Annotated in this window: 14 protein-coding genes; 7 read left to right on the forward strand and 7 right to left on the reverse strand. The window is 74.0% G+C overall.

From position 1 onward, the window contains the following. Nucleotides 1-309: 309 nt before the first annotated feature. Nucleotides 310-2,418, forward strand: a complete 2,109-nt coding sequence (locus tag QMQ26_RS06065) for a cellulose binding domain-containing protein (RefSeq protein WP_282205026.1) — start codon at nucleotides 310-312, stop codon at nucleotides 2,416-2,418. Between the two features lie 78 nt (nucleotides 2,419-2,496). Here the strand turns inward: QMQ26_RS06065 and QMQ26_RS06070 are convergent, their stop codons facing one another. Continuing rightward, nucleotides 2,497-3,888, reverse strand: coding sequence for an MFS transporter (locus QMQ26_RS06070; RefSeq protein WP_282205027.1), 1,392 nt, complete (start codon nucleotides 3,886-3,888; stop codon nucleotides 2,497-2,499). Nucleotides 3,889-4,243: 355 nt separating this feature from the next. On the opposite strand from QMQ26_RS06070, the gene QMQ26_RS38160 reads away from it, so the two are divergent. Both QMQ26_RS38160 and QMQ26_RS06085 read left to right on the forward strand, forming a co-directional pair. Beyond that, on the forward strand, nucleotides 4,244-6,016 hold the full coding sequence (locus QMQ26_RS38160; protein ID WP_404814075.1) for a discoidin domain-containing protein: 1,773 nt from the start codon (nucleotides 4,244-4,246) through the stop codon (nucleotides 6,014-6,016). 134 nt (nucleotides 6,017-6,150) lie between these two features. Next, a complete protein-coding gene (locus QMQ26_RS06085) occupies nucleotides 6,151-9,549 on the forward strand; it encodes a discoidin domain-containing protein (protein WP_282206441.1) in 3,399 nt (1,132 codons plus the stop codon). 179 nt (nucleotides 9,550-9,728) lie between these two features. On the opposite strand, the gene QMQ26_RS06090 is transcribed toward QMQ26_RS06085, so the two are convergent. Both QMQ26_RS06090 and QMQ26_RS06095 read right to left on the reverse strand, forming a co-directional pair. Next, nucleotides 9,729-10,496, reverse strand: coding sequence for an NPP1 family protein (locus QMQ26_RS06090; RefSeq protein WP_282205028.1), 768 nt, complete (start codon nucleotides 10,494-10,496; stop codon nucleotides 9,729-9,731). A 326-nt stretch (nucleotides 10,497-10,822) separates the two neighbouring features. Continuing rightward, the gene (locus QMQ26_RS06095; RefSeq protein ID WP_100835200.1) at nucleotides 10,823-11,539 is read right to left on the reverse strand and encodes a TetR/AcrR family transcriptional regulator; all 717 of its coding nucleotides are present in this window, start codon (nucleotides 11,537-11,539) and stop codon (nucleotides 10,823-10,825) included. A gap of 86 nt (nucleotides 11,540-11,625) precedes the next feature. On the opposite strand from QMQ26_RS06095, the gene QMQ26_RS06100 reads away from it, so the two are divergent. Further along, on the forward strand, nucleotides 11,626-12,573 hold the full coding sequence (locus QMQ26_RS06100) for an NAD(P)H-binding protein (protein WP_282205029.1): 948 nt from the start codon (nucleotides 11,626-11,628) through the stop codon (nucleotides 12,571-12,573). Nucleotides 12,574-12,649: 76 nt separating this feature from the next. Here the strand turns inward: QMQ26_RS06100 and QMQ26_RS06105 are convergent, their stop codons facing one another. Beyond that, nucleotides 12,650-13,894, reverse strand: a complete 1,245-nt coding sequence (locus tag QMQ26_RS06105) for a S53 family peptidase (RefSeq protein ID WP_282205030.1) — start codon at nucleotides 13,892-13,894, stop codon at nucleotides 12,650-12,652. A gap of 492 nt (nucleotides 13,895-14,386) precedes the next feature. Here QMQ26_RS06105 and QMQ26_RS06110 point away from each other — a divergent pair, with 492 nt between their 5' ends. After that, nucleotides 14,387-14,725, forward strand: a complete 339-nt coding sequence (locus tag QMQ26_RS06110) for a hypothetical protein (RefSeq protein WP_282205031.1) — start codon at nucleotides 14,387-14,389, stop codon at nucleotides 14,723-14,725. 241 nt (nucleotides 14,726-14,966) lie between these two features. On the opposite strand, the gene QMQ26_RS06115 is transcribed toward QMQ26_RS06110, so the two are convergent. Together QMQ26_RS06115 and QMQ26_RS06120 are read right to left on the reverse strand one after the other, a co-directional pair. Beyond that, nucleotides 14,967-15,155 carry a hypothetical protein gene (locus QMQ26_RS06115; RefSeq protein WP_282205032.1) on the reverse strand — a complete coding sequence of 63 codons (189 nt, stop codon included), beginning with the start codon at nucleotides 15,153-15,155 and terminating at the stop codon, nucleotides 14,967-14,969. A 319-nt stretch (nucleotides 15,156-15,474) separates the two neighbouring features. Next, the gene (locus QMQ26_RS06120) at nucleotides 15,475-16,353 is read right to left on the reverse strand and encodes an SDR family oxidoreductase (protein WP_100835204.1); all 879 of its coding nucleotides are present in this window, start codon (nucleotides 16,351-16,353) and stop codon (nucleotides 15,475-15,477) included. A gap of 83 nt (nucleotides 16,354-16,436) precedes the next feature. On the opposite strand from QMQ26_RS06120, the gene QMQ26_RS06125 reads away from it, so the two are divergent. Both QMQ26_RS06125 and QMQ26_RS06130 read left to right on the forward strand, forming a co-directional pair. Beyond that, the gene (locus QMQ26_RS06125) at nucleotides 16,437-17,009 is read left to right on the forward strand and encodes a TetR/AcrR family transcriptional regulator (RefSeq protein WP_100835205.1); all 573 of its coding nucleotides are present in this window, start codon (nucleotides 16,437-16,439) and stop codon (nucleotides 17,007-17,009) included. A 195-nt stretch (nucleotides 17,010-17,204) separates the two neighbouring features. Further along, nucleotides 17,205-18,596 (forward strand): uracil-xanthine permease family protein, encoded by a 1,392-nt coding sequence (locus tag QMQ26_RS06130; RefSeq protein WP_100835206.1) that lies wholly within the window; start codon nucleotides 17,205-17,207, stop codon nucleotides 18,594-18,596. A gap of 212 nt (nucleotides 18,597-18,808) precedes the next feature. Here the strand turns inward: QMQ26_RS06130 and QMQ26_RS06135 are convergent, their stop codons facing one another. Further along, the gene (locus QMQ26_RS06135) at nucleotides 18,809-20,668 is read right to left on the reverse strand and encodes a hypothetical protein (protein ID WP_282205033.1); all 1,860 of its coding nucleotides are present in this window, start codon (nucleotides 20,666-20,668) and stop codon (nucleotides 18,809-18,811) included. Nucleotides 20,669-20,721: the final 53 nt, after the last annotated feature.

Raw genomic sequence — 20,721 nt, forward strand, 5'->3', positions numbered from 1 at the left:
CCCACCGCCCGGACCCCCGCCGTCCGAGGCCGCGCCGCCCGAAACCCCACCGCCCGCGACCCCGCGAACGTTTCACCCGCCCCGGCGGCCCCCGGAGCTGCGCGGACGGCCGGGGGCGCGGGCGCGGGATTGACAGCCCCGGCCCGCCTTCCCACCATGGGAGCGCTCCCAAGGCGGTCGGCGCACGCACCGGCGACCGCCCCGCGGCACCGTACGCCGCACCGCCCTCACATCCCCCGCCCCCGTCCGGACCCGGGGCCGCCGTGGCGCGGCCCCGGGCCGGCGCCCCACCCGGGAGGAACAACCCCCATGCTGTTCCGCAGGAGATCAGCCGGGCCCCGCCGCCCGCTCGCCGCGACGGCCCCGGCCGTCCTGGCCGTGCTCGCGGCGGCGCTGCCGCTGTCCGCCCCCGCCGCGGCGGCCGACCCCGTCCCCGTCGGCGACACCACGGTCACGGTGAACGCGAACGCGGGCCTGGGCACCGTCGGCCCGGCCGCGCTCGGCGTCAACACCGCCATCTGGGACTCCTCCATGAACGACCCGCAGGTGGCCTCGCTCTACCGGGATGCCGGGATCGGCGCGCTGCGCTACCCGGGCGGCTCGTACGCGGACATCTACCACTGGGCCGACCACACCGCGCCGGGCGGCTACGTCGCTCCGGGCACCGGGTTCGACGCGTTCATGGGGACGGTGCGGGCGACCGGCGCGCAGCCGATCCTGATCGCCAACTACGGTTCGGGCACCGCCCAGGAGGCGGCGGACTGGGTCCGGTACGCCAACGTCACCAAGGGCTACGGGGCGAAGTACTGGGAGATCGGCAACGAGATCTACGGCAACGGCGTCTACGGCAGCGGCTGGGAGAACGACACCCACGCCGACAAGTCGCCGGACCAGTACGCCCGGGAGGTCAAGGCGTACGCCGCGGCCATGAAGGCCGTCGACCCGACGGTGAAGATCGGCGCGGTGCTGACCATGCCCGGCAACTGGCCGGACGGCATCGTCGCGGCCGGCGACGGCGGCGACTGGAACCACACCGTGCTGGCCGCCGTCGCGCACGACGTGGACTTCGTCAGCGTCCACTGGTACCCGAACGCCGGCGGCGGCGAGCAAGCGCTGGCCGCCGTGCGGCAACTGCCCGGCGAACTGCGCGAGGTGCGCAGCCTGCTGGACCGGTACGCGGGCGCGGACTCGGCGCGCATCGGCATCGCGATGACCGAGGTGAACTCCGACTCCGGCAACGGCGCCCTCACCAGCCGCCCGAACGGCCTGTTCGCGGCGGAGGCGGTGAGCACCGCGCTGGAGAACGGCGTGTTCAGCGTCGACTGGTGGGACACCCACAACGGCGCGGGCCCGATCACCACTGTCAACGGGGAGACCGACTACGGCGACATGGGCCTGCTGTCGAACGGCAGTTGCACCGGCAGCGTCTGCGAGCCGGCCGTGAACACCCCGTTCGCGCCGTACCACGGCATCAAGGCGGTGGGCGCGCTCGACGACCCCGGCGACACCCTGCTGGCCTCCGGCGCCTCCGGCCCCGACGTCTCCTCGCACGCGGTGCTGCGGGCCAACGGCGACCTCGGCGTGCTGCTGCTGAACAAGAGCCCGTCCACCAGCCACGCCGTGGACCTGCGCTACCTCGGCTTCACCCCCGGCACCGCCGCCCCCGCGGTGCAGCGCTGGGCGCCCGGCGACCCGGGTCTGGTGGACGCCACCGGCACCGCCACCGCCGCCTCGGTGACCCTGGCCCCGTACTCGATCACCGTGCTGACCGTGCACGCCAAGCCCGGCACCGGCTCGACGGCCGCCACCGTCGGCACCCCCGGCGCGCCGCGCGCCACCGCGGTGGACGCCACCACCGCGACCCTGTCCTGGCCGGCCGCCACCGGTGCGGCGGACCGCTACGAGGTCTACGAACAGCTGGGCACCACCGTCCAGTTGATCGGCTCCGCCACCGGCACCTCCACCACCCTGCGCAACCTGCCGCCGGGCTCCCGGCACACCGTCAACGTGCTGGCCCGCGACCAGGCCGGACGCCTCTCCCAGCCCTCCGCCCCGCTGACCTTCACCACCGGCACCCCGGACGACAGCACCTGCACCGTCTCGTACCGGGTGACCAGCGGCTGGGGCAACGGCTTCGTGGCCGACGTCGTGGTGAGCAACACCGGCCCGGCGGACCTGAACGGCTGGACGCTGGACTTCGACTGGCCCTCCGCCGGACAGTCCGTCGGCTCCTGGTGGAACGCGGACATCGCCGCCACCGGGCAGCACGTCCGGGTCACCAACGGCCGGGACAACGCCCGCCTGGCGCCGAACGGCGGCACGTCCGCCGAGTTCGGCTTCGTCGGCGGCAACAACGGCGCCAACCCGTCCCCGACGGTGTTCCGGCTGAACGGCACGGTCTGCCGCACCACCGGCTGACCCTCCGCACCGGGCCGCCGCCCGCGTACCCGGCCGGGAGCCCCGCTCCCGGCCGGTCGGGCGCCGTTGACGGGCGAGTCAGGTCTCGTTGCCGACCGGAGCCGGGGACGGAACCGGGGACGTGGACGGAACCGGGGACGTGGACGGAGCCGGGGACGGGGCCCGGGTCGCGGTGGACGGGGAGAGGGCGGCGGCGGTGAGGGCCAGGAGCAGGACCGGCAGCATCGCGGCCCGCAGCCCGTGGTGCTCGCCGAGGAAACCGAGCGTCGGGGGGCCCGCGAGCAGGGCGACGTAGCCGATCCGGGAGGTGAGGGCGATCCGGGCGGTGGTGTCGGGGCCGGACTCCCCGGCGGCCGAGAGCGCGAGCGGGAAGCCGAGGGCAGTGCCCAGGCCCCAGAGCAGGACGGCGCAGCCCGCCGCGGCCGGGGAGTCGACGAGCGAGACCAGCGCGATGCCCGCGGCGGTGAGGAGCGCGCCGCCGCCGAGCACCAGGGGGCGGCCGAGGCGGGCGACCACGGGGCCGCCCGCGAAGCGGCCGGCGGCCATGGTGGCGGCGAACCCGGCGTAGACCAGCGAGCCGAGGCCGGCCGGCATGTCGTGGCCGTCGACCATCAGCAGCGGCAGCCAGTCGGTGGCGGAGCCCTCGGCCAGCGTCATCGCGAACACCACGCCGCCGATCAGCAACAGCCGCGGGTCGAGGGAGGGCCGCCGGCCCGCCGCCACCGCCGCCGGGGCACTGCCGGGAACCGGCGCGTCGGTACCGGCGTCGGCACCGCTGGCGGCACCGGCACCGGCACCGGCACCGGCACCGGTGGCGCGGCCGAGGCCGGGGCGCAGGCCCGGCAGGGCGAGGGCGAACAGCACGGCGGTCACCAGCAGGACGGCGGCCAGGTGCCAGGGGACGGGCAGGCCGATCGCGGCGCCGCCCGCGCCGAGGGCGGCGCCGATCAGGGTGCCGAGGCTGTAGCAGCCGTGCAGGGCGGGCAGGACGGGGCGGCCGTACGCGCGTTCCACGTCGGCGCCGTCGACGTTGCTGGCGACTTCCGAGAGGCCCACGCCCGCGCCGATCAGCAGCAGGCCGAAGGCCACCAGCGGGGCCGAGGAGAGGGCCGCGCCCAGGGCGGTGGTGCCCGAACTGGCCAGCACCAGGCCCATGCCGGTGATGATGACGGGCCGGGTGGAGAACCGGGCCACCAGCGCGCCGGCCGCCAGGATGCCGAGCATCGAGCCGATCGACATCCCGAAGAGCACCAGGCCCATCTCGGCGGTGGAGGCGTGCAGCCGGTCCCGGACGTCGGGGGTGCGGGTGACCCAGGTGGCGAGCGCCAGCCCGGGTATCCCGAAGCAGAGTTGCAGGGCCCGGCGGTGCCGGCGGACCGCCGCGCCGGGTGGCCGGGGTCCCGAGCGGTCCGCCGGAGGAACCCCCGGCGGGGCCTGCACGGGGACACGGGACTCCGGGTTGGACTCCATGGGAACGCGGGCCTCCGGGGGACGGGACAGGCGGAACGGGCGGAACGCACCGAACGGGCTGAACGGACCTGGGAAGCGGACCGGTCGGTGCCCCCACGCACCCTAGCCGCGCCCCGTCCCGACCCTCCGCCCGGGGCGGAATCCCGCGTTCCGGTGCGCCCGGCCGACCCCTCCGACGTGCCGGTTTCAGGTCGTCTCCGAGCCTCACAATGGGAGAGCGCTCTCCCGCTTGACATGCATTCTCCCAGCTCCGCACACTGCTGGGGCGAGAGAGCGCTCTCAGCGCTCCCCTCTCTCTCGCTGCGCGCCCGCACATCCCACCCCCCACCTGCACGCGCACCCGAGGAGCCGTCAGATGCTCGCGCCACGCCCCCACCTCCACTGGAGGACGCCGCTGTGCGCCCTCCTCGCCGTCGCCGCCCTGCTGGCGAGCCTGTTGCTCGCCCTGGCCCCGGCGCCGACCGCCCACGCCGCCGGGACCCTGCTCTCGCAGAACAAGCCCGCGACCGCCTCCAGCACCGAGAACGCCGGAACGCCCGCCTCCGCCGCCGTCGACGGCAACACCGGCACCCGCTGGTCCAGCGCCGCCGCCGACCCCCAGTGGCTCCAGGTCGACCTCGGCTCCAGCCAGGCGATCAGCCAGGTCGTCCTCCAGTGGGAGACCGCCGCCGCCAAGGCGTACCAGCTCCAGTTCTCCGCCAACGGCTCGACCTGGACCACCGCCTACTCCACCACCACCGGCACCGGCGGCACCGAAACCCTGAACGTGACCGGCACCGCCCGCTACGTCCGGATGTACGGCACCGCCCGCACCACCCAGTACGGCTACTCGCTCTGGGAGTTCCAGGTCTACGGCGGCTCCTCCGCGCCCGGCACCTGCGGCACCCAGAACGCCGCGCAGAACCGGCCCGCGACCGCCTCGTCCACCGAGAACGCCGGGACGCCCGCCTCCGCCGCCGTCGACGGCAACACCGGCACCCGCTGGTCCAGCGCCGCCGCCGACCCCCAGTGGCTCCAGGTCGACCTGGGCACCGTCCAGACCGTCTGCCGGGCCGTGCTCCAGTGGGAGACCGCCGCCGCCAAGGCGTACCAGCTCCAGCTGTCCACCGACGGCACGAACTGGACCACCGCCTACTCCACCACCACCGGCGCGGGCGGCACCGAGACACTCAACCTCACCGGCAGCGCCCGCTACGTCCGGGTGTACGGCACCGCCCGCACCACCCAGTACGGCTACTCGCTCTGGGAGTTCCAGGTCTTCACCACCGGGACGGGCTCCTCGCCCAGCCCGAGCCCGACCTCCGGCACCGACCCGTTCTGGGGTGACACCAGCACCATCCCGCCGGCCTCGAACGTGCTGACGGTCAAGGTGCTGAACCGCACCAACGGCGCCTACCCGGACAGCCAGGTCTACTGGAGCTTCAACGGGCAGACCCACTCGATCGCCGAGCAGCCCTACCTCGACATGCCCGCCAACTCCTCCGGCCGGATGTACTTCTACCTCGGTTCGCCGACCAGCCGGTACGCCGACTTCATCGAGTTCACCGTCGGCGCGAACGTGTTCAACGGCAACACCACCCGGGTCGACGCCTGGGCCCTGCCGCTGGCGATGCGGCTGCACACCACCGACGGCTACGACGTGCAGGTCGGTGACGCGCAGTCGGTGTTCAACGAGAGCCGCACCCAGCTGTTCCAGGACTTCGCGAACGCCGTGCCGCAGGAGTTCAAGGTGCTGGCGCAGACCGAGGCCCCGTACCGGATCATCGCGCCGGGCAGCGACCCGAGCTTCCGCACCGGCGGCGTGAACGCCAACTACTTCACGGCGTACGCGAATTCGGTCGGCGTGAACGAGCCCACCTCGAACATCTTCGGCTGCGCGGGCACCCTGGCCGGCGACCCGGGCATGTGCGCGGCGCTCAACCGGCACGTCGCCACGCTGCCGCAGAGCCAGTGGTCCGACCCGAGCAAGTACTACGCGGCGGGCCCGGCCAACTACTACGCCAAGTTCTGGCACGACCGCGCGATCGACTCGCTGGCGTACGGCTTCCCGTACGACGACTACGCGAGCCAGTCCTCCTACATCTCGCACGCGAACCCGCAGTGGCTGGAGGTCGCGGTCGGCTACTGAGCCCGGCCGCCCGTCCGTCCCTTCGACCACCGTCCGCGAGGAGAACCGTGAACGCACGCGCAGCACGCCCACCGGGCTTCACGCCGGTGCCCCGACCCACCGTCAGAACGCTGTGGACGGCGGCGCTCGCCGTCCTGGCCCTGCTCACCACCCTGCTGGTCTCCGGCGCGCCCGCCGCGCAGGCCGCCCCGACCCTGCTCTCGCAGAACAAGCCCGCGACGGCCTCGTCCACCGAGAACGCCGGGACACCGGCCTCGGCCGCCGTCGACGGCAACACCGGCACCCGCTGGTCCAGCGCCGCCGCCGACCCCCAGTGGCTCCAGGTCGACCTGGGAGCCGTCCAGACGGTCAGCCAGGTCGTCCTCCGGTGGGAGACGGCCGCCGCCAAGGCGTACCAGCTCCAGTTCTCCGCCAACGGCTCGACCTGGACCACCGCCTACTCCACCACCACCGGCGCGGGCGGCACCGAGACGCTCAACGTCAGCGGCACCGCCCGCTACGTCCGGGTGTACGGCACCGCCCGCACCACCCAGTACGGCTACTCGCTCTGGGAGTTCCAGGTCTACGGGACGGCCGGGAGCGGCGGGGGCGGGGCTGTCTGCGGCACCCAGAACGCCGCGCAGAACCGGCCGGTGACCGCCTCCTCGCAGCAGAGCGACGCCTTCCCGGCCGCCGCGGCCGTGGACGGCGACGCGGGCACCCGCTGGTCCAGCGCCGCGGCCGACCCGCAGTGGCTCCAGGTCGACCTCGGCTCCGCGCTGACGCTCTGCCGGGCCGTGCTGAGCTGGGAGGCCGCGTACGCCACGGCGTTCCAGCTCCAGACCTCGACCGACGGCACGAACTGGTCCACCGCCTGGTCCACCGCCACCGGCACCGGCGGCACCCAGACCGTGGACCTCGCCGCCACCGGCCGGTACGTGCGGGTGTACGGCACCGCGCGGGCCACCCAGTACGGCTACTCGCTCTGGGAGTTCCAGGTCTTCACCGGCGGCAGCGGCGGCAGCACCAGCCCCTCGCCGTCCCCGTCCCCGTCACCGTCCCAGTCCGGCGGCGGCGGCTGCGGCACCGTCAACGCGGCGCTCGGGCACCCGGCCACCGGGTCCTCGGTGCAGGACGGCAACCCGGCGTACGACGCGTTCTACGCGACCGACGGCAGCACCCTGACCCGCTGGTCCAGCGAGGTCGGGGAGCCGCAGTGGATCGTGGTGGACCTCGGCGGGAACCTGCCGGTGTGCCAGGTGGTGCTCCAGTGGGAGAACGCGTACGCCAGCGGGTTCCGGATCGATCTCTCCCCCGACAACGCCACCTGGACCACGGTCTACTCCACCACGACCGGCACCGGCGGCACCCAGACCGTGAACGCCTCCGGCACCGGCCGCTACCTGCGGCTGTACGCCACCACCCGGGCCACCGGGTACGGCTTCTCGCTCTGGGAGCTGGCCGTCCGCACGGTCGGCAACCAGACCGTCACCATCCCCCCGCCGCCGCCGAAGCCCGCACCGGGCAGCTGCCCGTGGATCAACCGGCCGGACGTGCCGGTCGCCACCCGGGTCGCCCAGCTGATGGGCGCGATGACCCAGGAGCAGAAGGACCGGATGCTGTACGGCGACGGCTCGGAGGTGTACATCGGGCAGATCGCCGGGCAGCCCGCCCTGTGCATCCCGGACGTCAACTTCGAGGACGGGCCGAGCGGCGTCGGCGACGGGCTCGGCGGCGTCACCCAGTTCCCGGACGGCGAGGTGTCCGCGGCCACCTTCGACACCGACTACGTGCACGAGTTCGGCGTGGCGGTCGGCCAGGAGTTCGCCGGCAAGGGCGTGCACGTCTCGCTCGGCCCGACCGTCAACATGGTGCGCGACCCGCGCTGGGGACGGGCCTACGAGACCTTCGGCGAGGACCCGTACCTGAGCGGGCAGATCGCCAGCGCCGACGTCCAGGGCATGCAGAGCCAGGGCGTGATGGCCGAGGTCAAGCACGTGGCCGCGTACAACGTCGAGCAGCCCTCGGCGCCCGGCAACGAGATCGTCGACACCCGCGCCCTCCAGGAGATCTACCTGCCGGCCTTCCAGACCGCGATCGAGAAGGGCGGCGCGGCGGCGCTGATGTGCGGGTACAGCATGGTCAACGGCGAGTACTCGTGCCAGAACCCGGCGCTGGAGAACGTCGCGATGTACCAGCAGGCCGGCTTCCAGGGCTTCATCACCTCGGACTGGGGCGGCATCCACTCCACCGTGCCCTCGGCCAACGCGGGCGAGACGGTCGAGATGCCGTTCAGCGGCTTCTTCGCCACCGCGCTGCTCCAGGCCGTCGCCAACGGCCAGGTCACCCAGGCGACCTTCGACACCATGGTCTCCCGGGTGCTGACCCAGATGTTCCGCTTCGGCCTGTTCGACAAGGCGCCCAGCGGCTCCAAGACCGCCATCGTCGCCACCCCGGCGCACCGGGCGGTCGCGCTGCGCGGCGCCGAGGAGGGCACCGTCCTGCTGAAGAACAACGGCCTGCTGCCGCTCGACGCCAACGGCGGCCGCTCGCTCGCGATCATCGGCACCCAGGCCGGGCCCGGCACGCTCACCTCGGGCGGCGGCAGCGGCAACGCCACCAGCTCCGGCACCTACACCCCGCTGTACGGCATCCAGCAGCGCACCGCGGGGACGAACACCACCGTCGCCTACAACGACGGCACCGACCAGGCCGCCGCGGTCGCGCTCGCCAGGTCCTCGAACGTGGCGATCGTCTTCGCGGCCGACAACTACGGCCACGAGACCGCCGACACCACCACGCTCACCCTGCCCGACAACCAGGACGCGCTGATCTCGGCGGTGGCCGCGGCCAACCCGAACACCGTCGTGGTGCTCAGCAACAACTCCGCGATCATGATGCCCTGGCTGAATCAGGTCGCGGGCGTGTTCGAGGGCTTCTACCAGGGCCAGGAGTTCGGCGAGGCGATCGCGGCGCTGCTGTTCGGCGACGTCAACCCGTCCGGGCACCTGCCGATCACCTTCCCCGCCTCGCTCTCCCAGGTCCCGGCGAACACCCCCGCGCAGTGGCCGGGCACCGGCGGCACCGTGCAGTACTCGGAGGGCCTGAAGATCGGGTACCGCTGGTACGACACGAACAACCTCACCCCGCTGTTCCCGTTCGGCCACGGCCTGTCCTACACCAGCTTCGCGTTCGGCAACCTCCAGGTGGGGCCGCTGACCAACGGCAGGGCGACGGTCACCGCGACCGTCACCAACACCGGCAGCCGGGCCGGGACGGAGGTCGCCCAGCTGTACGTCGGCGCCCCGGCCGCCACCGGCGAACCCCCGCACCAGCTCAAGGGCTTCCAGCGGATCACCCTGAACCCCGGCGCGTCCGGCACCGTCACCTTCACCGTGACGGCGCACGACCTGGCGCACTGGGACACCGCGAGCAGCAACTGGACCGCCACGGCGGGCAGTTACCAGATCCTGGTCGGTGACAGCTCGCGCAACCTGCCGCTGACCGCCACCCTCGCCAACCCGACCACCGTCGTCGCCAACGCGATGGACTGACCCCGTCCCCTTCCCGCCCCGGCCGGGGGCACCCTCCTCGGGGTGCCCCCGGCCCTCGTCTTCTCCGCTTCCCCGCTTCTCCGCTTCTCCGCTTCTCCGCTTCTCTTCGGCGGCTGCGGTGGCTGCGGCGGCCTCTCCGACCGTCCGGGTGTCGGGTGTCAGGCGTCGGGCGTCAGGCGTCAGGCGTTGGGGTCGAACGGGATGCCCGCGGGCATCGCGTGCGCCAGCGCGTACGCGAAGTCCCCGTCGCCGATCTTGATGGTGGCCGCGCCGAAGTCGGCCGCCAGCAGCTTGTCGCGGTAGCCGGCCGGGTAGCCGTCCCAGCCGACCAGGCGCGGGTAGAACCAGTTGCCGGTGGCGTTCTCGGCCGGCTCGTCGTTGGCGTTGGCGAACCGGAAGTCGTGGGTGGAGACGCCGTCCTTGTGGTAGACGATCTTCGGGTGGGTGCCGTCGAAGCGGATCGCCGAGCGGGCGGCGACCTGGTAGCCGCTGTGCTGGGAGACCGACACGTACTGGACCTGGTCGTCGTGCACCCACACCAGCACGTGCTCCCAGTCGTGCCGGTGCCCGATCGCCGCCGGGCCCAGGGTGGCCTGGTCCTTCTCGAAGTAGCTGGCGTACATCAGCGCGCACCAGCCGTTGTTGCACCTGGTGCGCGAGTAGGTGTTGGAGTCGGCGAGCTGGGCGTAGTCGCGGCAGTGGCCGTTGACGTCGCCGCCGAGCTTCAGCCCCGGGTTGATCGTGCCGTCGGCGCCGATCGCGGCCGTGGCGTAGCAGCCGTCCTTGTCGTAGTCGTACGCCGGGGAGAAGGTCTGGTCCAGCCCCGGGGCGTTCTGCGGCAGCCGGGTCAGCACGTTGGCCCCGGCGGAGGTCGGCAGCGCCACGACGAGCGCCGTCGCGGCGGCCAGGCCGAGCAGGGCCCTGACCGGAGAACTCGGCTTGCGCATGGTGGCTCCTCGTCAGCCGTCGCGTGCGGTGCGGTCCGCCGCTCCGGGCGGCCGACGGGCCGTCAACTCCGGTGCGGGCACGGCGAATCTAGAGCGGGCACCCACGACCGTCAAGGCGTGGACCGGGGCGTCGGACGACCCCCGCGCCGGGCGCGCCGACGCGGGGGTACGGGGGTGCGGGGGTGCGGGGTGGTGCCCGAGAGGTGGCCTGGCGGGGAACGCCGGTCGAGGCGGGGCGGCGGCGCGCCCGCGGGCTCGGGTGCCGCGTCCCCCCGGGCTCCGCTGCCGCGCCCTCGGGCTCCGGTTCCGGCTCCGGCTCCGCAGCCTCAGGCTTCGGCGACGCGCTCCAGCCAGTCGCCGAACAGTGCGCTCTCGTGCGGGGTGAACACCTCCAGGCCGGGCAGCGCGGCACGCAGGGTGACCGCGGCCGTGGCCGGGACGGAGAGGGCGAGTTCCTGGGGGTCGACCAGGACCGTGCTGCGGACCGCCTCCCAGGCCAGGTCGGCCAGGGTGGTGTCGCGGCTCTCCTCGGGCTGGTCGATCAGGGTGAGGACGACCCCGGTGCCGGCCGCCCGGATCAGGTCGACGGCGCGCCGTTCGGGGACGCGCAGCCGCCCGGCCCGGGCGACCCGGCCCACCCGCTGCCGCAGGATCCGCAGCCCGGCCTCGGCGGCGGACCGCCCGTCCGGGCTCGGCGCCGTGGTGTGCATCAGCCGGAACAGCGCCGGGTTGACCAGGCCGAAGCCGATGTGCAGGTCCCAGCCGGCGCGCAGCCCGCGCACCGGGTCCTCGTCCGCGTCGACCGGCGGTTTGCGCGCCATGTAGGTGGCGAAGCCGTGCTCGGCGACGGCGTCCAGCAGGCCGTCCTTGTCGCCGAAGAGGCGGTAGATGGTGGGGGCCTGGACGCCCGCGGCGAGCGCCACCGAGCGGGTGGTGACCGCGTCGGGGCCGTCGGCGGCGAGCAGTTGGGCGGCGACCTCGACCAGCCGGGCGCGGACGGCGTCGCGCGAGGTCTGCGGGGGGCGGGGACCGGCATCGTTCACGTTTCCAATGGTATCTCACGTTTGTTATCGATGAATTTCCAGTGCTAACGTTAAAAGCGAAACACCGATAACACGTGGAGTGGACCATGATCGTCATCACCGGAGCCACCGGCGCGCTCAACGGCGCCACCGTCGACCACCTGCTGGCCCGCGTCCCGGCCGCGGAGATCGTCGTCGCCGTGCGCGAACCCGCCCGGGCCCGGCGGTTCGCCGACCTCGGCGTGCGGGTGCGCCGCGGCGACTACGCCGACCCGGCCTCGCTGCCCCGCGCCTTCGAGGGCGCCGACCACCTGCTGCTGGTCTCCGCCAGCGACCCGGGCGCGGACGCCGTCGCCCTGCACCGCACCGCGATCGACGCCGCCGTCGCGGTCGGCGTCGGCCGCGTCCTCTACACCAGCCACCAGGGCGCCCACCCCGACAGCGCCTTCAAGCCCGCCCGCGACCACGCCGCGACCGAGCGGCTGCTCGCCGACTCCGGCCTCGCCTGGACCGCCCTGCGCAACGGCTTCTACGCCCACAGCCTCACCCACCTGGCCGGGCCCTGGCGCGAGACCGGCACCCTCACCGTTCCCGCCGACGGCCCGGTCTCCTGGACCGCCCGCGAGGACGCCGCCGAGGCCGCCGCGGTCATCCTCGCCGCCCTCGGCGGGTACGGCGGCCCGGGCGCCGACGGACAGGACGGCCCGGCCGCCCTCGGACACGACGGCCCGGCCGCCCTCGGACACGACGGCCCGGCCGCCCGCGGGTACGACGGCCCGGTCACCCTCACCGCCACCGAGGCCCCCACCTTCCACCAGGTGGCCGACCTCGCCGCCGAGCTGACCGGCCGCCCGGTCCGCTGCGTCACCGTCGACCCCGAGGAGTGGGTGGCCACCCAAGTGGCCTCGGGCGCACCGGAGTTCATGGCCCGCTTCACCCTCGGCATCTACCAGGCCGCCGCCCGGGGCCACTTCGCGGGCACCGACCCGCTGCTGTCCGCCCTCCTCGCCCGCGAGCCCCGCACCGTCCGCGACCTGCTCGCCACCGCCGCCTGACCTGACACGGCGGAGGCCGCCACCCCGGCTCGCGGGGTGACGGCCTCCGGTCGGAGCCGTTCGTGCCGGTGCGGCGTCAGCCGGTGAAGGCGGCGGTGCCGTTGGGGGTGCCGAGGCCGGTCGGGCCGTCGTAGCCGGCGCCGGCCTTGCAGAGGTAGGAGGGCGAGCAGGAGCCGTTCGAGCCGGAGGTCACGTCGAAGAGCGCGGAGGTGTGGGCGTAGGGGAAGGACGCCGGGCTGGAGCCGCTGGAGGGGTTGCCGCCCAGGGCGTAGACGCCGGCGATGATCGGGGCCGCGGCGCTGGTGCCGCCGTAGACGGCCCAGCCGCTGCCGCCGTAGGTCTGGTAGACGGCGACGCCGGTGGCGGGGTCGGCGACGGCCGAGACGTCGGCGATGGTGCGCTTGGTGCAGCCGGTGTCCTTCTGCCAGGTCGGCTTCGCGTCGTACTTGGAGCAGCCGGAGCCGGTGCCCTCGGTGGAGTTGGTCAGCCAGACGCTCTCCGACCAGCCGCGGGCGCTGGAGTCCCGCTTGAGGGCGGTGCCGCCGACCGCGGTCACGTACTTGGAGGCGGCCGGGTACTGGGCGCCGTAGGCGGAGTCGCCGGAGGAGACGGTGATGGCGACGCCCGGGTGGTTGAAGTACGAGGAGTCGTACGAGGTGTCGGCGGAGGACTCCGAGCCGCCGTAGCTGTTGGAGACGAACTTGGCGCCCAGGCTCACCGCGGTGTTCACCGAGGTGCCGAGGTTGGCCATGGTCGCGCTGCTCGCCTCGACCAGGACGATGTGGGCGTTGGGGGCGATCGCGGAGACCATGTCGAGGTCGAGCGATATCTCGCCCGCCCAGCCGGAGTTGTTCGCCGGCAGGCTGCTGCCGCCGGTCTGGTTGACCTGCTTGAAGCACCCACTGGCCTTGGTGCAGGCGGGCAGTCCGTACTGGGAGCGGTAGACGGCCATGTCCGACTCGGCGTTCGGGTCGTTGTACGCGTCCACGATCGCGATGGTCGTCCCGGCGCCGCCGTTGGCGGGCAGCTTGTAGGCGCTCAGCAGGTCGCTCGGCCCGAAGCCGGACGGGGTGGCGTTCGGGGTGACGCCGAGCTGCCGGACGCCCTCCACCGTGCTGGTCACGCGCAGCGCGTGACAGGCCACGGTGTCGCCGTGGGCGAGGGTGTCGCACGCCTTGACCCAGGACGTGCCGTCCTTGCCGTACACCTGCGGGTCGGCCGCCGCGCCCGCCGGGGCGGCGGCCGTGAAGGCGGAGAGGAGGAGGGCGGCGGTGCCCGCGACGGCGAGGGCCGTACGGCGGGCTGCGGCGGAAGTGCGCATGCGGAGGTGCCTCCTTGGCTGGGGTAGACCGGAAGCGGTGCAGGCCGGGCCGCACCGGCGGAGGGTGTCCGCCCGCGTGACCGGGCCGGGCCTGACGGCGGGATTCGGGGCCGCCGTCGAGCCGGGGAGTCCGTGCAACACCGGACTGGCGTTCGACAGTAGGCGGGCATGCTCATGCCCAACAAGCGGCCCGGGACGATCCGAACCGCACCTTTACCCAACGGGCCTGACGCTTGGCCAGTCGACGCCCCTTCGCCTGGGGAGGGTTTGCCTCCGCTTCCGCCTCAGGCCGTCCCCTCCGCCACTTCCACCCCCTTCCGCCGCTTCCGCCCCCGACCCCCGGGAACCCGGCCGTGACCGTCGCCGGACCGGGCGGTGACACCGTCACAGTCCGGGAACAGGCCGCGCCCCTCCCCTGTCGCGGCGCACCCGACTCCTGCCACAGTGAACCGGTCGCAGGCCACGGGGGCCGCACGGGAACGAGGTTGGCAGATGAGAACACGTCTGGCAGGAGTGCTGCTCGCCCTGGCACTGGCGGGCGGCGGCGCTACGCTGGCCACCGGCACGGCGTCCGCCGCACCGCGCACCACCGCGGTCACGGCCGCCGCCCAACAGGCACCCGCCGCCGCACCGGCGACCGGCACCCAGACCCGGCCCCAGGCCCCGACCGGCCAACGGGACCAGCACGCCAGCCAGTTGGCGAAGAGCAAGGCGAAGAAAAAGAAGAAGTCCAAGGGCGGCCTGATCGGCTTCCTGCTGGTGTCCGTGATCGTGATCGCGGTGATCGCCCTGGTGGTCTGGCTGATCTTCCGCAAGCTCCGCCGCCCCTGACCCACCCCGGCCCGCCATCGGGACCTCGATGGCGGGCCGTAGTGCGGCAGCCGGGCAACCGGACCCCCACCACCCAAGTCGCCCCCGCCGCGCCGGAGTCGGCGGGGGTCGATGCCCCGCCCGCACTTCGCCGTCGATGCGCTGGGCGGTGATCGGCGGCATGGCCCGCCGACTCACGCGCGGACGGCCTGCTCGGCGCTCCGGCCCGGGGCCTCCTCGCCCTCTTGCCACGACATCCGCACTACCGCTTCTGAGCCCTGTACCGCTTGAGGAGAGCGGTAAGCCGCTCCGGATCGGCCCCACCGTTCAGTTCGGCAGTGAGATCGTCGGGGCAGAGCTCGTAAAGGTCACCCCACCACCGGCGCCCCCGGTTGTCCCAGATGCGGTATCCACCAGGAACACCTCTGGCCACGTAGCGACGCCTACTCACGAGGCCATCCGCTGAAAGCGATTCCCACGTCCGTAGCCCACTTCCCTTCCCGCACGATCTGCGGGCAGCAGGCTACGACGGATCTTCCACGCGGTCACGAGAAAACAGGGTCGATCCAGAAGCCCTCGCAGGGCGCCGGCGCACCGGCCGCCTGCGAGGGCGCTCACCGCAGCACGGCACCACCGTCCGGGCCATGTCCTCCTGCGGTCGGACCGGACCTTGACGACGGCCCACCTGACGGAGGACGACAGCTCCGGCCGGCCGCACTGCGGGTGTCGCCGTCCGGGCGGAGCAGAACGCGGGCCAGGTCCTGCGGAGGTCAGGGTGCGATGTTCTCCAGGTCCTCCAGCAGGCTCGGGTGGGTGGGCGTCCAGCCGAGGGCGGCGCGGGTGCGGGTGCTGGTGGCGGGCTGGTCGGTGGCGAAGATCGGGCCGAGGAAGCCGAAGTCCTCCTGCGGGACGGGCCGGACCGGGAGGTCGAGGCGCCGGCCGATGACCGCGGCGATGTCGCGGACCCGGTCGCCCTCGTCGGCGACCGCGTGGTAGACGCCGCCGGCGGGGGACTGCTCCAGGGCCAGGCGGAACAGCACGGCGGCGTCGCGCGCGTGGACGGCGGGCCAGCGCTGCCCGCCGTCGCCCGGGTAGCCCGCGACGCCGGTGCGGCGGGCGGCCTCGGTGAGCAGTCCGGCGAAGCCGCCGGCGCCGTTGTCGTGCACGGTGCGCGGCATGCGCACCGCGGAGCTGCGCACGCCCCGGGACGCCAGCGCGAGCGCGCGGGCCACGGTGCGGCTGCGCTCGGCGACCGGGCCCTCGGGCAGGGCGTCCTCTTCGGTGGCGGGCCGACCCGGTACGGCGGGGGTGCCCGAGACCACGACCAGCGGGCGGTCCGTGCCCACCAGGGCCTCTCCCAGCGCGTCGACGGCGGCGGCCTCCTCGGCCATCGCCCGGACGAACGCGTCCGGCGCGCTGAAGTCGTTGCCGAAGGCGAGGCTGATCACGCCGTCGGCCTGCCGGGCGCCCTCGCGCAGGACGTCCAGGTCGGTGAGGCTGCCGCGCAGGACGTCGGCGCCGGCCGCCTGCGCCTTCGCGGCCGACGCGTCGGAGCGCGCGAGCGCGGTGACGCGGTGGCCCGCGGAGAGGAGTTCGGCGAGGACCGCAGATCCGATCAGGCCCGTCCCGCCGGTGATGAACACGTGCATGGGAGTCTCCCCAGAGTGATGCAACAGGTGTCTCATCAATGTACACGCGATGCGTCACCTGTCGCATCACGTACGATGGCGGCATGCCACGATGGAAGCCCGACGCCCGGCAGCGCCTGGTAGCCGAAGCACTGCGGCTGTTCGCGGAGCAGGGCTACGACGCCACCACCGTCTCCCAGATCGCCGAGCGGGCGGGTCTGACCCGCAGCACCTTCCACCGCTACTTCGGCGACAAGCGGGACGTCCTCACCGCGGGCCAGGAGACGCTCGGCCGCCTGCTGGCCGACGGCATCGGGGCCGCCCCGCCCTCGGCCACCCCGCTGGAGGCCGTGTGGGCCGGGCTGGAACGGGCCGCCGCCGCGATGACGCCCTTCAACCGCGAGATCAGCCCGCTGATGCGGGCGGCGGTCGAGGCGAACCGGGAGCTCCAGGAGGGCCTGGAACAGAAGCACGCCGGCCTCGCCGCCGCGATGGCCGAAGCGCTCGGGAGGCGGCAGGTGCCCCGACCGGCGGCGCGGATAGCGGCCGAGATCGGCGTGCTCGCCTTCACCACGGGCTACCAGCGGTGGAACCCCGAACGGGACGACGAGGAACTCACCCCCCACCTCCGGGCGGCGTTCGAGGAACTGCGCTCGGCCGTCACCGACCTGCGGTAGCCCCCCGGCCGCCCCGGCAGGTGGCACCGACCTCGGCGACGTCGTCGCCCTCGCCCGCCCCGCCCCTTCGACGACCCCCGGTCGACGCACCGCCCGCCGACCCGGACGATTCCGCGGACGGGGGATCATGGTGCGTCAGCACGTGGTCACGGAGCCCGCTCCAGGGCGGTCCGGTCGAGTGGAACAGGGAACGGGATGAAGGTCGGGTTCGGGTGGAAGCTGCACGGGGACGGGCGGGCGCCGCGGCCGGGGGCGGTGGTGCGGCCGGACGAGCGGCTGTCGTGGGGGCGGACGGTCGGGCTCGGGGCGCAGCACGTGGTGGCGATGTTCGGGGCGACGTTCGTGGCGCCGGTGTTGATGGGTCTGGACCCGAACCTCGCGGTGATGGTGTCGGGTGTGGCGACGGTGTTCTTCCTGCTGGTGACGCAGGGGCGGATTCCGTCGTACCTGGGCTCCAGCCTGTCGTTCGTGGGCGTGGCGGCGGTGATCAAGACCCAGGGCGGGGACGCGTCGACGCTGACGGGTGCGCTGCTGGTGGTGGGTGCGGTGCTGGCGGCGTGCGGGGCGGTGGTGCAGGGGTTCGGGGCGCGGGTGATCCACGCGGTGCTGCCGCCGGTGGTGACGGGCGCGGTGGTGATGCTGATCGGGTTCAACCTGGCGCCGGTGGCGGCGGGGACGTACTGGCCGCAGGACCAGTGGACGGCGCTGCTGACGATGGCGTTCACGGCGCTGGCGCTGGTGGTGCTGCGCGGGTTCTGGTCGCGGATCGCGATCTTCCTGGGGCTGGTGTTCGGCTACGCGGCGTCCTGGCTGTTCGACCGGGTCTTCGGGCGGATCGACTCGCCGGTGGGCGGCGGGGCGTCGACGGAGCACTGGCGCCTCGACCTGTCGGGTGTCGGCAAGGCGGACTGGATCGGCCTGCCGTCGCTGCACGCGCCGAGCTTCTCGACCTCGGCGGTGTTGGTGGCGCTGCCGGTGGTGGTGGCGCTGATCGCGGAGAACGCCGGGCACGTGAAGGCGGTCTCGGAGATGACGGGTGACCCGCTGGACGACCGGATGGGCACCGCGATCATGGCGGACGGCGCGGCGACGGTCCTCTCCACGGCGGTGGGCGGTCCGGCGACGACCACGTACGCGGAGAACATCGGCGTGATGGCGGCGACCCGGGTGTACTCGACGGCGGCGTACTGGTGCGCGGCCGGCTTCGCGATCCTGTTCGGCCTGTGCCCGAAGTTCGGCGCAGTGATCGCGGCGGTCCCGGGCGGGGTGCTGGGCGGCATCACGGTGGTGCTGTACGGCATGATCGGCCTGCTGGGCGCGCAGATCTGGATCCACAACAAGGTGGACCTGACCAACCCGCTGAACCTGGTACCGGTCGCGGCGGGCGTGATCGTCGGCATCGGCAACGTGACGCTGAAGTTCACCGACGACTTCGAGTTGAGCGGCATCGCGCTGGGCACCCTGATCACGCTGCTCGGCTACCACGGCCTGCGCGCCCTGGCCCCCGCCCACCTCAAGGCGGGCCCGGCGGACGGCCCGCTGCTGGACGAGGGCACCAGCGCGTACGACGACGACCGCCGGGAGTGAGGCCGGCTCGGTCCGCCGTCCCGTCGAGGCAGTCCTCGTACACCGCGACCTTGTGCCGGACGATGTCCAACGGGCGGTGCGGCTCGGCGAGTCGGTCCGGGACGCGCCGCCCGCCGCCCGCCGCCCTCGCCCCGGCCGCCCTGCGCCGCCCGGTCGCCGACCGCGCCGCGGCGGACGCCTGACGCCGAGAGCCCGCCCGTCGACCGGCCGGTTCAGCCCCCGGCCGGCAGGCGGCCCTGCAGGGTGCGGGACAACTCGGCGATGCAGTCCGCGAGTTGGCGGTCGGACAGCTGCGCCGGGTCGCCGCCGCAGCCGGAAGCAGCCGGAGCGGTGGCCGGAGCCGTGGGCGGAGCGGTGGGCGTCGCCGCCGGATCGGGCTGCGGTTGCGGCTGGGGCTGCGGCTGGGCGCCGGGCGGGGTGATGGCGCCCTTGAGGGAGACCAGGTTGGGGGTGACGGTGGCGTCGCCCGAGAGGTCGATGTAGTCCTGGGTCTGCCCGTTGAAGTCGACGAAGCCGCGCCACATGTCCCGGCCGAACGGGATGATCTCCTGGAGCGCGCCGCCCTCGCCCGCGCTGATGCTGATCGAGGTCTGCTGGGCCAGGTACGAGACCATCCGGCCGGCCAGCACGTCCAGGTTGACCGACGGGGCGTCGTCGGCCCGGACGTACACGTGCAGGTCGTTGAGGCCGTCGCCGACCCGGTCGGCCTGGAGGACCGCGAAGGCGACCACCAGTTGCGAGGAGCTGTCCCGGGGCACCAGCGGCGTCACGTAGTACAGGTGGCCGTCGGCCTTCGAGCGGAGCAGGAACTCGCCGGGGTTGGTGGCGTTCGCGGCGGCCGAGGTGTGGTCGTAGCCGAAGCCGCGGTCGTCCTTGGCGCCGCGCCCGCCGAGCCACTGCACCTCGTGGATCTGCGAGCGGACCACCGAGGCCGGGTAGACCGCGCCGGGCAGGTCGCCGGGGGCCGCGGTGGGCCGGTGGACGAGGTCGGGGCGGCCGTCGGCGGAGCCCTTGAGCACCAGGACGCCGGCCGGGGCGAGCACCGTGCGCTGCTTCCAACCGGTCTGCCTGGCCACCGAGATGACGACCACGGGCCGGGCGGTGCGGACGTCCGGGCCGTCGCAGTAGCCCCAGATGTCCTGGTCGCTGTAGACCAGGTCGGGGAAGCGCTCGGCGAGCAGGTTGCGCAGGCTGACCGCGCCCGTCCCGCCGAAGGCCCGGTCGAAGGCGTGGTCGCCGCCGAAAGCGCAGGAGGTGACGGAGTTGGAGCCGCCGTCCCAGACCGCGACGCCCTCCATCGGCTGCTCGCCGGAGCCGTCCAGCACGGCCGTCCACACCCCGGCCGCCGGCCGGCCGCCGCTGCCGTCACCCGCGGCGCCGTCGCCGGCGGCGGCACCGGGCAGGTAGTGCAGGCTGTGGTTCAGCAGGTGGACGCCGGAGGTCAGGCCCGCGCTGTCGGTGAGCGCCTTGGTGGCGGCGGCGTAGGACGCGGTGCGGGCCTCGAAGTCGAAGTCCGGCATCGGGGCGGTCTTCACGCAGGCCGGGACGTCCGAGGTGCCGACCAGGTCGCAGCGGGCACCGTCGCCGGGGCGACTGTGCTCGGTGACCGGGAGCACCGAGCGCGGGGTGGCCGCGCCGCCCGCCGGGACGTCCAGGACGGTGGAGCGGGCGTAGAACCGGCCCGCGTCCTTGTCGTCGTCCCACAGGCCGGTGCCCGCGCGCACCAGCGAGCCGAGCACCGCCAGCACCACCGCGGCCGTCGCCAGCCGGACCCACCAGTCGCGCAGGCCCGCCCCGGACTCCTCGACCACGTACCCGAGCGCCACCCCGGTGCCGCCCAGGCCGATCGCGAGCCAGAACCAGAACAGCGGCGCGGCGTCCAGCGGGCCGCCGCGCGGGAAGAACAGGCGCTCGACCAGCAGCAGGTAGCTCTGGTCCTGCTGGCCGAAGCCGCCGAACAGGAAGTGCTTGACCACCCGGGTCAGCACCGCCAGCAGCGGCATCCACAGCCACCAGACGGCCACCCCGATCAGGGCGTCCCGCGCCGCGCGGCGGCCCCGTGCACTCGTCATCCCGCTCCCCCGTTCCCGACCCGCTGCGCAGCGCGGGCCCCCCTGGTCCATCG

Source organism: Kitasatospora fiedleri, from assembly GCF_948472415.1.
Classification (GTDB): Bacteria; Actinomycetota; Actinomycetes; order Streptomycetales; family Streptomycetaceae; genus Kitasatospora; species Kitasatospora fiedleri.

Bases quoted from the DNA above. Each gene is read 5' to 3' on its own strand.
- QMQ26_RS06065 (WP_282205026.1), top strand. From the start codon at position 310: ATGCTGTTCCGCAGGAGATCAGCCGGGCCCCGCCGCCCGCTCGCCGCG.
- QMQ26_RS06070 (WP_282205027.1), bottom strand. From the start codon at position 3,888: ATGGAGTCCAACCCGGAGTCCCGTGTCCCCGTGCAGGCCCCGCCGGGG.
- QMQ26_RS38160 (WP_404814075.1), top strand. From the start codon at position 4,244: ATGCTCGCGCCACGCCCCCACCTCCACTGGAGGACGCCGCTGTGCGCC.
- QMQ26_RS06090 (WP_282205028.1), bottom strand. From the start codon at position 10,496: ATGCGCAAGCCGAGTTCTCCGGTCAGGGCCCTGCTCGGCCTGGCCGCC.
- QMQ26_RS06100 (WP_282205029.1), top strand. From the start codon at position 11,626: ATGATCGTCATCACCGGAGCCACCGGCGCGCTCAACGGCGCCACCGTC.
- QMQ26_RS06105 (WP_282205030.1), bottom strand. From the start codon at position 13,894: ATGCGCACTTCCGCCGCAGCCCGCCGTACGGCCCTCGCCGTCGCGGGC.
- QMQ26_RS06110 (WP_282205031.1), top strand. From the start codon at position 14,387: ATGAGAACACGTCTGGCAGGAGTGCTGCTCGCCCTGGCACTGGCGGGC.
- QMQ26_RS06120 (WP_100835204.1), bottom strand. From the start codon at position 16,353: ATGCACGTGTTCATCACCGGCGGGACGGGCCTGATCGGATCTGCGGTC.
- QMQ26_RS06125 (WP_100835205.1), top strand. From the start codon at position 16,437: ATGCCACGATGGAAGCCCGACGCCCGGCAGCGCCTGGTAGCCGAAGCA.
- QMQ26_RS06130 (WP_100835206.1), top strand. From the start codon at position 17,205: ATGAAGGTCGGGTTCGGGTGGAAGCTGCACGGGGACGGGCGGGCGCCG.
- QMQ26_RS06135 (WP_282205033.1), bottom strand. From the start codon at position 20,668: ATGACGAGTGCACGGGGCCGCCGCGCGGCGCGGGACGCCCTGATCGGG.